Source organism: Tianxiuia mixotrophica, from assembly GCF_050596425.1.
In the GTDB taxonomy this organism is placed as follows: Bacteria; Bacillota; Clostridia; order Peptostreptococcales; family Acidaminobacteraceae.
Genome location: NZ_CP192292.1, coordinates 1,486,675 through 1,500,393, shown reverse-complemented (window position 1 = coordinate 1,500,393; position 13,719 = coordinate 1,486,675). Strand labels below are relative to the sequence as shown.

General features: G+C 39.2%; 15 protein-coding genes and 1 other RNA gene. 5 read left to right on the top strand and 11 right to left on the bottom strand.

Features of this window, described 5'->3' with window-relative positions:
• Positions 1 to 127: 127 nt before the first annotated feature.
• Positions 128 to 844 carry a deoxynucleoside kinase gene (locus ACQ4KW_RS06540; RefSeq protein ID WP_430885732.1) on the top strand — a complete coding sequence of 239 codons (717 nt, stop codon included), beginning with the start codon at positions 128 to 130 and terminating at the stop codon, positions 842 to 844.
• A gap of 68 nt (positions 845 to 912) precedes the next feature.
• Here the strand turns inward: ACQ4KW_RS06540 and ACQ4KW_RS06535 are convergent, their stop codons facing one another.
• Both ACQ4KW_RS06535 and ACQ4KW_RS06530 read right to left on the bottom strand, forming a co-directional pair.
• Positions 913 to 1,557 (bottom strand): pentapeptide repeat-containing protein, encoded by a 645-nt coding sequence (locus ACQ4KW_RS06535; RefSeq protein WP_430885731.1) that lies wholly within the window; start codon positions 1,555 to 1,557, stop codon positions 913 to 915.
• Between the two features lie 160 nt (positions 1,558 to 1,717).
• Entirely contained in the window at positions 1,718 to 2,812 is a 1,095-nt protein-coding gene (locus ACQ4KW_RS06530; protein WP_430885730.1) for a cohesin domain-containing protein, read from the bottom strand.
• Positions 2,813 to 2,964: 152 nt separating this feature from the next.
• Between ACQ4KW_RS06530 and ACQ4KW_RS06525 the strand changes: the two genes are divergently transcribed.
• Entirely contained in the window at positions 2,965 to 5,631 is a 2,667-nt protein-coding gene (locus ACQ4KW_RS06525) for a hypothetical protein (RefSeq protein ID WP_430885729.1), read from the top strand.
• Positions 5,632 to 5,744: 113 nt separating this feature from the next.
• Here the strand turns inward: ACQ4KW_RS06525 and ACQ4KW_RS06520 are convergent, their stop codons facing one another.
• The 4 genes from ACQ4KW_RS06520 to ACQ4KW_RS06505 are packed head-to-tail and all read right to left on the bottom strand — an operon-like array spanning position 5,745 to position 8,222.
• Positions 5,745 to 6,107 carry a NifB/NifX family molybdenum-iron cluster-binding protein gene (locus ACQ4KW_RS06520; protein ID WP_430885728.1) on the bottom strand — a complete coding sequence of 121 codons (363 nt, stop codon included), beginning with the start codon at positions 6,105 to 6,107 and terminating at the stop codon, positions 5,745 to 5,747.
• On the bottom strand, positions 6,104 to 7,015 hold the full coding sequence (locus ACQ4KW_RS06515) for an ATP-binding protein (protein ID WP_430885727.1): 912 nt from the start codon (positions 7,013 to 7,015) through the stop codon (positions 6,104 to 6,106). Before ACQ4KW_RS06515 ends, ACQ4KW_RS06520 begins: the two co-directional genes overlap by 4 nt.
• Positions 6,969 to 7,850, bottom strand: a complete 882-nt coding sequence (locus ACQ4KW_RS06510) for an ATP-binding protein (RefSeq protein WP_430885726.1) — start codon at positions 7,848 to 7,850, stop codon at positions 6,969 to 6,971. Before ACQ4KW_RS06510 ends, ACQ4KW_RS06515 begins: the two co-directional genes overlap by 47 nt.
• Positions 7,851 to 7,877: 27 nt before the next feature.
• Positions 7,878 to 8,222: a NifB/NifX family molybdenum-iron cluster-binding protein gene (locus tag ACQ4KW_RS06505; protein ID WP_430885725.1), complete on the bottom strand. Its 345-nt coding sequence runs from the start codon at positions 8,220 to 8,222 to the stop codon at positions 7,878 to 7,880.
• Between the two features lie 333 nt (positions 8,223 to 8,555).
• Here ACQ4KW_RS06505 and ACQ4KW_RS06500 point away from each other — a divergent pair, with 333 nt between their 5' ends.
• On the top strand, positions 8,556 to 8,795 hold the full coding sequence (locus ACQ4KW_RS06500; RefSeq protein ID WP_430885724.1) for a DUF5320 domain-containing protein: 240 nt from the start codon (positions 8,556 to 8,558) through the stop codon (positions 8,793 to 8,795).
• 359 nt (positions 8,796 to 9,154) lie between these two features.
• Here ACQ4KW_RS06500 and ACQ4KW_RS06495 read toward each other — a convergent pair whose 3' ends face one another.
• From ACQ4KW_RS06495 to smpB, 5 genes are all read right to left on the bottom strand, one after another.
• Positions 9,155 to 10,051: a hypothetical protein gene (locus ACQ4KW_RS06495; protein WP_430885723.1), complete on the bottom strand. Its 897-nt coding sequence runs from the start codon at positions 10,049 to 10,051 to the stop codon at positions 9,155 to 9,157.
• Between the two features lie 24 nt (positions 10,052 to 10,075).
• The gene (locus ACQ4KW_RS06490) at positions 10,076 to 10,621 is read right to left on the bottom strand and encodes an RNA polymerase sigma factor (protein ID WP_430886547.1); all 546 of its coding nucleotides are present in this window, start codon (positions 10,619 to 10,621) and stop codon (positions 10,076 to 10,078) included.
• Positions 10,622 to 10,718: 97 nt separating this feature from the next.
• Complete coding sequence (locus ACQ4KW_RS06485) at positions 10,719 to 10,967, bottom strand: hypothetical protein (protein ID WP_430885722.1); 249 nt, start codon at positions 10,965 to 10,967, stop codon at positions 10,719 to 10,721.
• A 119-nt stretch (positions 10,968 to 11,086) separates the two neighbouring features.
• Positions 11,087 to 11,456: a transfer-messenger RNA gene (gene ssrA, locus ACQ4KW_RS06480) on the bottom strand.
• A 26-nt stretch (positions 11,457 to 11,482) separates the two neighbouring features.
• Positions 11,483 to 11,941, bottom strand: a complete 459-nt coding sequence (smpB, locus tag ACQ4KW_RS06475; protein WP_430885721.1) for an SsrA-binding protein SmpB — start codon at positions 11,939 to 11,941, stop codon at positions 11,483 to 11,485.
• A gap of 286 nt (positions 11,942 to 12,227) precedes the next feature.
• Between smpB and pdxS the strand changes: the two genes are divergently transcribed.
• Together pdxS and pdxT are read left to right on the top strand one after the other, a co-directional pair.
• Positions 12,228 to 13,106, top strand: coding sequence for a pyridoxal 5'-phosphate synthase lyase subunit PdxS (pdxS, locus tag ACQ4KW_RS06470; RefSeq protein ID WP_430885720.1), 879 nt, complete (start codon positions 12,228 to 12,230; stop codon positions 13,104 to 13,106).
• A gap of 2 nt (positions 13,107 to 13,108) precedes the next feature.
• On the top strand, positions 13,109 to 13,675 hold the full coding sequence (gene pdxT, locus ACQ4KW_RS06465; protein ID WP_430885719.1) for a pyridoxal 5'-phosphate synthase glutaminase subunit PdxT: 567 nt from the start codon (positions 13,109 to 13,111) through the stop codon (positions 13,673 to 13,675).
• The last annotated feature ends 44 nt before the right edge of the window (positions 13,676 to 13,719 follow it).

The window sequence follows — 13,719 nt, the reverse complement described above, 5'->3', positions numbered from 1 at the left end:
GTCTTGATGGCAAATATATTGTATTCTCATCCGACATCAAGCACTACATATAGTATATTTTCTTTACTTATACCTTCATTTCATGTAAAATTGAATTTGTCTTATTGAACGATTGGGAGGAAAGAATATGTCCTTTGCAAGCACATTTCGAAAGAATTACATATTTGAAGGAGAATACAGAAATATGTCTATAGTTGTTGATGGAATTATTGGGGCTGGAAAAACAACAGTGGCAAGAATGATCGCTGATCATCTTGATATTCCCATGTTTGAAGAACTTAAAAACGATGATACGGAGAACTCACTTGAACATAGAATGCTCAACAGATTTTATGCAGACCAAGACAGATGGAGTGCCATTATTCAAGTTATGTTTCTAAACGAACGTTTTCGTGACTTAAAATGCATAGAAGCATCTGGCGAAAACGCTATACTTGACCGCTCTATTTACGGAGATGAAATCTTCGCAAAAACCATTAATAAGCGCGGCAGCATGGCTGATGATGAACTTCGAATTTATCAGGAACTCCTCCACAATATGCTTCAGCATATTAATCCACCGCAACTTCTAATCTACCTTGATGTGACAGTGGATACAGCCTTAGAACGTATTCAAGAACGTAGCCGAGGAACAGAAGCTGAGATGATTCCACGGGACTACATGGTTGACCTTCGAGATACATACGAAGCGTGGTACAGTCACTTTGATCTGTGTCCTAAAATTAGAATCGATCTTAACGAGAGCGCTGTTGATGACAAGGGACAACTCCTGCCACATATGAAAGATAAAATACTATCTATTGTCTGTCAGGCCCTTGAGCCATCAGAAAAGCAAGCGGGATAATTAAATCAAAATTTAACCGCCACCTCTCCAATATGGAAAAGTGGCGGTTTTTATGTACGCTTATTGTTCTATTCTTTAATAACCAGTCCCATAAGCCTAGACAGCTCCATGGCCTGAACAGGTGATACAATCATGCCCTTTAAATCTTCCAATCTTATCCCTAAGCCTTCAATGTCACAAGTCGTGAAGTCAATTCCCTTCAGTTTTGCACCTGACATTTGCGCTCCTAACAAATTGCAGGAGTCGAAGCCTGTATATTTAACATCCGCATCTTGGAAATTACAATTTGCCATCTGCGATTCACTAAACAATGTGTTCTTCAGACCAGTAAAACCAAATATTGAATAATCCAGTTTGGAATCTTCAAACCGACAATCTTTGAAGGTCGAGTCACTAAAAATTGTCCCCATAAGACGACAACCGATAAATTCAACCCGCTCAAATCGTGCATCTGTAAACTTACATCCAGACAAATCGCAGTTTTCAAATCTTGCATCCACCAAATCAAGAGATTCAAGAATTGTATCGGTAAAGGTCACATTCCTAAAAAGGCCTCCACTCAGACGTACGTGTCTGGCATATTCTGAAGACACTTGGCCACCATCCATTAAAAAGTCATAAAAAGCGTCTTCCTCTTCAAGCCCTCTTAACTTAAGCTTATTATATTCTACACCGGGTTTTATCCTAGGTTTAACAACTTTTACTTTAGACATTTAGACACTCCGTTCTGATTACAAGAACGCCTATTAGCGCTGTTGCTTGTCAATAAAAACAAACGTACGTTCCACATCTTTCTATTATATACAAGTGTCTTATCAATTCCAAGCCTCTTGTCCTATCCACCCCATTGAATACAGACAAAAAACATTTTTATCACTTAAGATACATATTTAAAACACTTACTAAATCTGTATCATCGATCATGCCATCTAAATTCTGGTCAGGACTAAAAGCATCAGGTACACTGCTTGCTGCAAATCCATTAAACCAAGCTGTTAGGGCTATATCCACAAGATTGATTTGTCCATCATCATTCACATCATTAGCAACAGACTGACCAATATAAAGATCTATACTTCCAAGAAGTGATTGAGCAATCTCATATTCTGTATCAAGATTGGCAATTTTAGCATTTATTAGAGCCACACTTGTATTGCCCTCGCCTATGGTATTGAATGTCAACTTGACAACATCCTCATCGCCAGTGATAAAAGCGTCTTTATTATTACTCACCACAAGGACACGAACAGCAGAACCTGATGTGCCTTCATACACAACAGTATGATCATTCACACCAGACACATTCACCAATTCAAGTTTTGTACTATCATACTCAAATGAGAAATCTGAAGCCCCTATACTTTTGACATCTTCAAGGGCAACAAAAATTTCAAGTGCTTGTCCAAGATTGACATTGGCGTATTCAGTTGACATGAGCATGGTTTGTGGCCCATTATCTTCATCTTGGTCATCTTCTACCACATACATTTCCACTTCGCGAACAATTAATGGCGCGCTCCCATTTGCAAACACAATCAGCCTAAGAGCATCACATTCAAGGGGTTGTCCAGCGTTTTCAACATCAAAACGGATGAAATTTGGCCCCTCATGTGCAGAGGCACTCTCTAAGTCATGCCACTGACCATTCACCCTATAGGAAAATGCGTACTGGGCAAATTCAGTGCTGTTGTAATCATACTGAATCGTCACCTCAGTCAGTTCCTGAAGTTTGTCAAACTCATACAGGATACTCTCTCCATCTTCCATAAAACTTTCTGTTTCATAATCATTGTCAATTGTTTCATATCCATTATAAGGTGTCACAGCAATAGCAGATGGAGACGTCACAATTTGACCAGGCACAATAACAACTTCATCGGTGAGATCATAACCTTCTTCAGCAAAACTGACTGAAGACATAATCAGCGCCATCATAGTCAATAATAATATTAGTATTCCTTTTTTCATATAAACCTCCTGTAGGTAATGTTACTTATGTTTTACAATGTCTTTACTATTTCAAGAAGTCCCACAAAACACACCAACTCATGGTATATACTAACATTAAATACATACTTTGTGATTCAAACTTTTAAATATTATACGAAGGAGATGTCTCTATGAAATTATCATTAACCAGAAAAGGCATGATTTCAATTTTCACAGTCTTCATGCTGTCAGTCCTTTGTTTCATCCCCGTTCAAGCCCTCACCCTCGACGGTAATGATGCAGAAGCATCACAGTGGACCCATGAGAAAATTGTAAGCTTTTTAAATGACTTTGATCCCTATGATGAGTCCCTCATAAAAAATTCTTTTGTCACAGAAATAGAAAGACAACATTTCAACCTTGATGAAATCGAACAAGTGGATATACATGATATGTTTCTTACCTTAGACGGAGAAGAACTCATTGACTTATCCAGCTATTATGAAAACGACAACCAAAACATACCAGAAGGCCATTCGCCCGTTTATGTTGCTACAACTGTCTTCAAGCTTACTGAAACAGAGACTTATTCAAAAGAACTCTATATTTTTAACGTTCAGTGGAATAGGTATACCGGTGGTCGTGATCCAGGTGAAAACTATTTCTTTATTGTTGAGAAAAGGGCTTCTGACACCAATAGCCCCTTAAACTATAGTATGACAGAACTTGACCTTAATCCCCTATATAAAATCAGCCACTTATACATAGATGAATACGATACAGTGTGGTTTGATGGATATAATTTCTTATCAAGATACGCCAGCTTTCCCCGTACAGTTAGCCTTTTTTCAGATGGCAGTCTTATAGAGTGGTCAGACCTTATTGCTTCTAGCAATTTAATGGCATCCGATGTTGACCTAAATACCTCTTTACGTTTTGGTCTTGAGGGGCTTTACTTGTGGGCATGGCCTGCCCAGTCTGCTGAAAACGACTGGGCCACATCCCATGTGCTTGATGATGGCATAGTCTTTAAATACGATCCTTTAAAAAACAATAAGGGTGTGGAAGAAGTGACCCGGTCGGGTGAAAAAGCAAAATACTATGGCCTCCACTCATGGTGGACCTATGAGTCAAGACCGCCACATAACCTACTCATTACAGAAAACGATCAAATATACTATGCAACCCACCATAAAGGATATATGCACCTAAATTCAGACGTCTTCACACCTTACACACTTAACGAAGATATGAGTCAAAATAGCATTGGCCAGATCCGCGGCACCTACTCCAAAGAAAACCTCCACCTTGTCAATTATGAAGGGAAAGAAATTAATGTTTACAGCCTTGATAATGCGTATGTGGTTATCGCTGAATCCCTTCAAGAATTTGGATACACCATGTACTATGACCCCGAGACCCGTATAACACTGCTTGATGCCCAGTATGATGATGGTGAAAAACTCAGTCTGCCAAGGATCAATGATAGCGGAAATATATATACGTCAGATATTCGATTGTTTTTGGATGACAAGGAGCTGGAAGCATACAATATCGGCGGTGCAAGTCTTGTAAAACTAACGGACCTTGATTTGAGCAGTGATGAATACAAGCTCACATATATCTCGTCGGGTCAAAGAAGGCATCCGGAGAAAACCATATCGGGTCAAATAAACTTTGATGTATCCCCGAATCAGGGGCTTGCTCATGTAAAGGGACAAGTCATACTCTATGGTAGCAATAATACGAGCCCTTTCTATGGTTCAAGTGAGATTGACTTTACTGGGAGACGCATAGATGATTTAACACCTATACGCACCACATCAATGGAATATAAAGCCGACTCACAGGAGCTCACTTTCACATTTTCTGAAGCCGCTATGAAAGACTTGCCTGAGTACAAAGGGTACTTTATCGGTTATCAACTGGATGACTTAACAATAGACACATCCACCTACTTAAGCAGTACTTTGCAAAACAAAGGGGGTCTTGTCTATCTTCCAAGTTTTCAAAAAGACTACAGCAGTATAGACCTGCACGTACCTTCAAAAGTAAGCTTGCAAGGACAGTTCATCTTTGAAGATTCTATCTACGCCCTTGATCATACAGCCCCTCGCAAGGTTGTATTTGAAATTATGAAATGTGATAACGCATACATGCAAGAAGATAAGACGGTTTCTTTTACAGGCAAGCAATCTGACAAAAGCATTCCTTTTAATATTGAACTGGACCGTAATGGTGTCTACGAAATTACATACACCGTGTACACCTACTACAAAAATCCAGGTGACTCATCTGTCTATGAAATGAATGCCATTAAATCACAAGACAAGCAATCCAGATGGGTTTCTATAAAATCTCTGCTCAATCAGGAGGGCGACAAGACCATCTATTTAGATGATATTGAGATTGCTTATCGAGACAATGAATATGTTGGTACGGCTTATAAAACGGACATTAGCCTTTCAATGAATGGTTACAAACCGCCTGCCCTTAATGTTAATGGCTATATGCTGACACCAATACAATCATTACAATATCTAGGATTTGAGGTGAAACCAAGCACAGAAGGAAATGGGCTAGAACTTCTTCCAAGTGACCTTGATCCCAGTCAAGTCACGATCAATCCATTCACCTTGCCAGATAACTATACGTCCCTTTCAGTTGGAGATTATATGCCGGTGGATGCAAGCATGTCACCTTTCATGCTCTCCTATAAGGACTCTGCCATCCCTGTTTTCAAAATGCAAGACAGACTGGTAATAAATGCTGATGGCTTAGAGCAACTTGGATTCCAATTGCATTTTGATGAAACCACAAGGACTATTTCTATCACAAGGCAAAGCACGCTTGACTAAGACAGTACGCTTTGTAGCTCATAAAATCAAAACCCGACTGGACCGCTGTTCATTTGAGCGGTCTGGCCGGGTTTCATTCACTCTATTCAATATAATATAAACCTATTGTCAAACTAGTGTCCACCGCATGAATCGCTATGACTATGGGCTTCACAGACTGATCCAGTTGATTGTATTTCTCCTGCAATATAGGCTTTTATAACATCTGCTAACATTCCATTCGCACCCACGACAACAGAAATGCCATTTTCATTAAAAAGATTTTGGGCTGTTGCACCCATACCACCAGAAATAATTGTATCGATTTCTTTTTCAGCTAGGAACTTAGGCAAAAACCCAGGTTTATGTCCTGGAGATTCAATAAATTGTTCTGCCTTAACCTGGTTATCAAGCACATGATAGACCTGGAATCCACTACAATGTCCAAAATGACTTGAAACACGATCTCCATCTTTTGCAATTGCTATTTTTTTCATAATTGTCCTCCATTACTATGTACTAAACTCTCAACATCATTCCATATACGCCGTATTGCTTTTCCTGCAAGAGACGTTTCATATGCCACAACCGGAACCCCTTCATTAATTGATCTTTCTACCATTTCATCAAAGGGAACGCGCCCAACAACAGGCACTTTCATATCTTTGCAAAACTTCTCCAAATCATCTGCAACTTCCCTGTTGATGTCATATTTATTGATGACCATAAGGGGCTTGATACCAAAATGGCGAATCAGCTCATAAACCCGCTTTAGGTCCTCAAAGCCTGATAGAGTAGGTTCTGCCACAATAACAGCATAGTCACAACCTGTAACAGAAGCCATGACTGCGCATCCAACCCCAGGTGATCCATCAAGAATAGAATGTGGCATTGTATGCGTTCTGTATTCCCTAGCATTCTTTCTGACCTTTGTCACCAATTTCCCTGACCCTTCAGCACCAGGAATCATCTCTGCCCTGGAAATAAGACCCACTGTTGAATCTGTTATAATTGTAGACCCTGTCACTTCATCGCCTAAGGAAATCGCGCTCTGTGTACATGTGTACCGGCAGGCACCGCACCCTTCACAGTGTGTTTCTTTGACATATGCCACACCATCTTGAATTACAATAGCACCAAACCGACAGGTCTTTTCACAAGCGCCACAGCCATGACATTTTTCGGTGTCTATCCTTGCCAGTTTTGCACCTATAAATGGTGTTTCCTCTATATCAGTCCCTTTAAACATAAGATGTAAATTCGATGCATCCACATCGCAATCGACATTTATGTAGGCCTGTCCACTTAAGTAAGCGAAGGCGGAAGCAATGGTGGTTTTCCCAGTTCCTCCTTTACCGCTAATAACGATGATCTGCATAATCTTCACCCAAATCTTTTGAATCATTCTCCACTTGACCTGCAGCCTGAATGACTTGTTTGCCTAATTCATGAAAATGCTCTTTAAACATGATATGTTCCGATAAGAGTTCTCCCCTTGAATAAATTTGCGCTGCAAGCTTTGAAAATGGAATTTCTCCTATAATATCTATTGAAAATGCTTCACAATAAGACTTGATAAGGCTTGCATTTTCACCACTTCTATTGATTAAGACACCAAAAGGAATCTTTAATGTTTTCACCAAGGACACCGCCAATTTTAAATCATGAAGACCAAACATTGTTGGTTCTGTCACAAGCACGGCATAATCAACATTTTCAAGCGCCTTGACGACATTGCAAGAAGTCCCGGGGGCGCAGTCAATCAGGACTTTTTCATCCACACCTATGTCTTTTGTTAACGCACTGATAATAGGGCCTGCCATCGGTTCTTTTATGTTTAATTTGCCACTTCTAAACTTTTGGCCCTTTACCGTGCCTCTTGACATACTCCCAATACTTCTATTCGATTCCCTAATCGCATTCTGTGGACAAGCAAGTACACATGCACCACAGCCATGACATAGTTCTTTAAACAACATAATCTCTGTCATTGTTTTTGCTAGGGCGTTAAATTGGCAGCTTTTTACACAGGCATTACACATAGTGCATTTGTCTAGGTCAACATGGGGAATGGGTACATTCACTTCTGTGACTTCTTCTATATCCGGTTTTAAGAATATATGTCCATTGGGTTCTTCAACATCGCAATCAACATAGTTCAAACCCATTGCATGAGCCAAATTTGTTGACACGGTTGTCTTGCCCGTTCCACCTTTACCACTTAATACTGCAATTCTCATTTATGACACCACATTCCAATCTCATTTTTAGGCACCGGCTTCTTTAATTTCATGAAGCAACCCATCTTTATAAGCCTTTATTGCCTCATCTATTTCCATTTCCTGAATCTCATATCCTTTCACAGAGCCTGCATCCAGTACTTTTTTTGCTTTTGGACCAAGTCTACCTGTTAGGACAATGCCAATCCCTAAATCCTGTATTTTCTGAGCTGCACTGATTCCCGCCCCATGACTTGAGTGAATAGCATCATTTTCAATAAACTCATATGTATCTTTTTGTGCATCGTAAATGGCAAAATACGCACATCTACCAAAACGCAAGTCACTTAGAGAATGCTTTGATTTCCCTGAACTTGTAATAGCAATTTTCATAAGGTCACCTCATCTTTACTTATTCTTGTCCACCTAAGCCCTCGTCAAATTTTAGAAGTAAACCATTTATGCACATTTAGTTAATGAATATGTCTAAAACCATCTATGTGCCGGCTTCATAAGATTTCTCCAGTTATTTCTGAGTGCTCTTTCTTAGTAGAAATACCAATATGGCATATGCCAATTTCATTATACGCCTCTTTTTTATTTTGTCAAACACCCAAAATATTTTTGTTGACATATGCCATTAATCCCTGTACGATGTAGGAAAGTGGCATATGCCAATTTGAGTGTGGTTTTACTTATGTGATAATTTTAGAAAGGATGATTTTAATGCCAAGGTTAAATGGTATGGGACCTGCGGGATATGGACAAATGTCAGGACGTGGTCTAGGGCTTTGTCGTCAAAATAGTGCTGAACCTTCTGCAGAAGATTTTAGAATGAATCGTCGTCGCCGAAATAGACGAAAGGCATCCTGCCAAGGGGCCTTTACTATTTCTAACAGAATCACTGCCCTGAAAGATGAAATTCACCGCCTTGAAACTCTTATGGACAGTGAGCATTCACTTTAAAGACATGGTTAGACCTAAAGAAAGCCCCTCTATCAATCTATACATAACTTTTTAGAAGGGCTTATTCTGATTAAAAACCTTTTAATTTTATATTTATTTAAATTGAGCGACTTGCAAAATATCATTCAAGAGTCTACGTTATACCATATATAGCATATGTCCTTTTAAGTGATAGATGAATGAGTGAACAGATCAATCCCACAAGGAAAAGGTCAGCAAGAATTGCAGGTCTAATATTTCTGCTTGACGCGACAAGAAGAAAATCTTATAATAGCATACGATAGTCTTTGGTAATTTTTTAAATTATCGATGATAAAAAGACCCAATCCGCCTTTGGCGAGTTGGGTCTTTTTTTGCCATTATTTATTATTCATTTGCTTGCTTTTAAAATCTATGCTATCAATGACTTTGTAAATTTCTGCTTCTTCCAGGTCCATAAAGACAAATCCATACTGCTCCATGTCAACATCTGTTGTGAATATTAAAGCATCGTCCTCATGGAGTAAATCAAAACGTGTTCCATTTTTTGAAATATATTCTTTTTCAAAAATTGTATCCGTAGCAGTCACCCTGGTTTCGCCCTCGCTAATATTTTCCTTAACAATCGTCACACCTATTATTTGATTTTTATTGTCTTTAGATGCATATGTAATATATATGTTATGACTATTTTCAAAATAGGTAGATACCAAAATTTCTTCTTCGAGGATCATACCAGAAGGAATATATGTTGGCAGGCAAATACTTAAATTAAATTCATCTTCAACTTCTGATATTTCGCTATACGCCTTATATTCAGTTTCTTGTATAACTTGTCCTTCTTCGATAAATACCTCATCTTCTTCTGCAATATTTTCAACCACTGCCTTGATTTCTCCTTCAGACAAGCTATCGCTTGTCCTGATTTCTATGGTCTCCTCTTGGCTGTATATTTTGAAGACATTGATAAAGCCTGACGCAAATGCCACAGCGCCTAAAGAAAAACATAGAATCAATGTTGCTGCAACAAGTTTAAACTGTTTTCTGTTCATCTTCTTTTTTTCCCACTTTCTTCTCGCTTTGAACGGAGTCACACCCTTGTCCTTTTCTACCATTTGTATTATTTCATTAGCAAAGTCCAAATCGTTTTGACATTCATTTTTCAAAAATATTGGATCCTTAAGTAAATCTAAGTGAGCGTTTATTTTTTTAGCATCAAAGTTCTCTACTGTCATTTGGTCTATTTTTTTATTGATCTGATCAATGATTTTATTCATGAGAGTCCTCCTTTCTTTAAGTGTTTATACACTCTTCTTCTGACGACCTCTTGTTTCCACATCAAAATGCATCCTTGCATATGTCTTGACAATTTTTTTTATATCTTTTTTTAGACGCATAAATTTCATACGTACCGCTGGTTCACTTATAGATAAAACACTTGATATTTCTCTATAACTTTTTCTATCCACATAATACATTTTATAGAGTGCCTTTTTTTCTTCAGGCAAGGCATCAATTATATAGGCTACATAATCATCAACATCAATTTGCTTATCATAATCATCTAGAATTGCCTCGTATAAATCTTGCCAACAATCTCCTTGTTCAAGCACCATTTGAACTTCTTTCATTTCTTTCTTGTTCAATTTCCTCAGATGATTTGACGCTTGGTATTTTGCTGTTTGAAAAATATAGCCTCCTATATTAGGGTGATCTTTTAAAACATCAATATTTTTGTAAACAATAATGAAGACCTCTTGGGTTAAATCAAGGGCATCTTCTTTACTGCCTACGGCGTAATACAGGTATTTTAATATTTTCTTATGATAAGCTTCACATAGTTCAATGAATAAATTATTCAGTTTAATTCCTCCTCTCTCATATTGTTTATGTCGGAAAAATCAATATGTAACAACTTATTTTACCAATTTATTTATTTTTTCACTATATATAACTATATGGCACGCAAAAATAAACTCGATCAGTCATTTTCCTTTTTTTATTGGTGGAGATGGCGGGAATCCCACCGTTCGCTCCGCTCTCTTTCAGGCCGAGCTCTTTCGCTTCTTCCTCACTACTCGTTCGGCGCTCTTTCACGTTCGATTCCTTTTCTAAAGCAATAAAAAAAGACCACCCTATCGGGTGATCCTTTTTTATTGGTGGAGATGGCGGGAATCCCACCGTTCGCTCCACTCTCTTTCAGGCCGGGCTCTTTCGCTTCTTCCTCACTACTCGTTCGGCGCTCTTTCACGTTCGATTCCTTTTCTAAAGCAATAAAAAAAGACCACCCTATTGGGTGATCCTTTTTTTATTGGTGGAGATGGCGGGAATCGAACCCGCGTCCGAAAGCATATCACAAAAGCTTTCTCCGAGCGCAGTTACTGTTTAAAATCTCGCTGTCGTCAACGTCCAGTAACAGACAAAGAGTCAAGCACAGCCTCTAAAATACCCCTCTGAAGGGAGACACCTTCAGACTTTGACCCTCGTAGGTTTTAATCCTATAGCGTTAAGCACGACAAGGATGAAAGGCGCTTAAACAGGATAGCTGCCGTTAGGCTGCTAGTGCGTAATTGTTTTTAGCAATTATATTTAGTATCCCAGTTCTTTTACGTGTACCCCAGGAAAAAGAAACACGGCTCGCTTACTAATGCTCCACACCCCCGTCGAAACCTGTACATCCCCATGTATAGATTCCTTAATGAAAAGGGTTAATAACGTTGCTTCATAGCTTGTTGAATTCTTCTTTCAGAATCCTTCTTAGCCATAGTTTGTCGCTTGTCATGAAGTTTCTTACCTCTGGCAACACCAATCTGCACCTTGACCAGGCCCTTTGGATTAATATACACCTTGAGTGGTACTAAAGTTAGTCCCTTTTGCTGTATATACCCTATCAAACGATTGATTTCTCTCTTATGAAGAAGTAATTTTCTTGTTCTAAGTGGATCTTGGTTAAAACGGTTGCCCATTTCGTATGGACTAATATGCATACCATTCACAAAGGCCTCGCCATCTTTCACTTGGGCATAGGATTCTTTAATATTCACCTTGCCTTGACGAACAGACTTGACCTCGGTACCCGTTAGAACAATACCAGCTTCCAGTTTGTCTTCAATGAAATATTCATGATATGCTTTTTTGTTATTGGCTATCAGCTTTCCAATAGACATAGAAGTGGCTCCTTTCAAGACACCAAACACAGTCTGCATCAGGTATAACGTACTTTTAAAATTGTAGCAGATCGGTGGCATTTCGTCAACCAAGTTGGCTTTCTTGTAAGCTCGTCGTAATATTTTGTTCTTATTCCCACCCTTTATTGCAATACACTTTCACCATTATTTGTATTTTGTATCGTTACAATTATTGTTTTTTCTGTTTGACCATCGTAAATGTATCGTTTAACATGTAGTTGACGAAGATGTTTTAGCATACAATTCTCTTAAGGAGGCATACATAATGAACAAAAGAAGTCAACTCAACAAAAATTTAGCACAAATGCTAAAAGGCGGTGTGATCATGGACGTTACCACACCTGAAGAAGCATTGATAGCAGAGGAAGCAGGCGCTTGCGCTGTAATGGCCCTCGAGCGTGTGCCAGCAGACATTCGTAAAGACGGCGGAGTCGCTAGGGCATCTGACCCTCAAATGATTAAGGGCATACAAAAGGCGGTTTCTATCCCTGTTATGGCTAAGGTCCGAATAGGACACTTTGTTGAAGCTCAAATACTCGAGGCTCTCGATGTGGATTATATTGATGAAAGTGAAGTTTTAACACCTGCTGACCCAACCCTACATATAAACAAGGCTGATTTTAAAGTGCCATTTGTCTGCGGTGCAAAAAACCTTGGTGAAGCGCTTCGACGAATTGCAGAAGGCGCTTCCATGATTCGTACAAAGGGGGAACCAGGCACAGGGGATGTTATCGAAGCTGTTAAACACATGCGTATGATGAACTCAGAAATCAGAAGAATCCAGGGCCTTTCGAAAGAAGAAGTCTTCAATGCGGCCAAAGAACTCCAAGCGCCACTACCGCTTGTTGAATATGTTCATGAAAACGGAAAACTCCCTGTCGTGAATTTTGCAGCCGGAGGCGTTGCGACGCCTGCCGATGCAGCCATGATGATGCAACTAGGTTGTGATGGTGTCTTTGTCGGATCTGGAATATTCAAATCTGGCGACCCAAGGAAACGTGCTGCAGCCATTGTTAAGGCTGTTACACACTTCAATGATCCACAAATCCTTGCTGAAGTCTCTGAAAACTTAGGTGAAGCCATGGTAGGGATTAACGTTTACTCCATTGAAAAAGAAGAACGTATGGCAAACAGAGGGTATTGATCATGAAAAAAATCGGCGTACTTGCTCTACAAGGAGCCTTCATAGAACATGTTGATATGATTAAAAAACTTGGTCATGAAGCTATCCAAGTGCGAAAATCTGAACAACTTGACCATATTAACGGGCTCATTATCCCAGGTGGAGAGAGCACGACAATGGGAAAACTCCTCAAGGATTTTTCAATCAAAGAACCTTTAATAGAGAAAATCAAGGAGGGTCTTCCCGTATGGGGAACATGTGCAGGCCTTATTCTCCTTGCAGATACCATTGAAAATGATGAAAGTGTTCATCTGGGACAAATGGAAATTACGGCAGTTCGCAATGCTTACGGCAGACAACTGGGCAGTTTTGAATACAGTGGAAATATAAAAGGTATTTCCGCTAATTTTCCAATGGTTTTCATTCGGGCCCCATATATAGGTGCTGTTTCAGAAAATGTTGATGTTATTGCCACTGTGAATGATCATATTGTGGCTGCAAAGCAAGATAATATGCTTGTTACAGCCTTTCATCCCGAACTCACTAATGACACACGAATGCATGAGTACTTTCTGAAAATGATCAAATAATAAGCAAAAGCCTCAGGTAGATTACACCTGAGGCTTTTAGCATG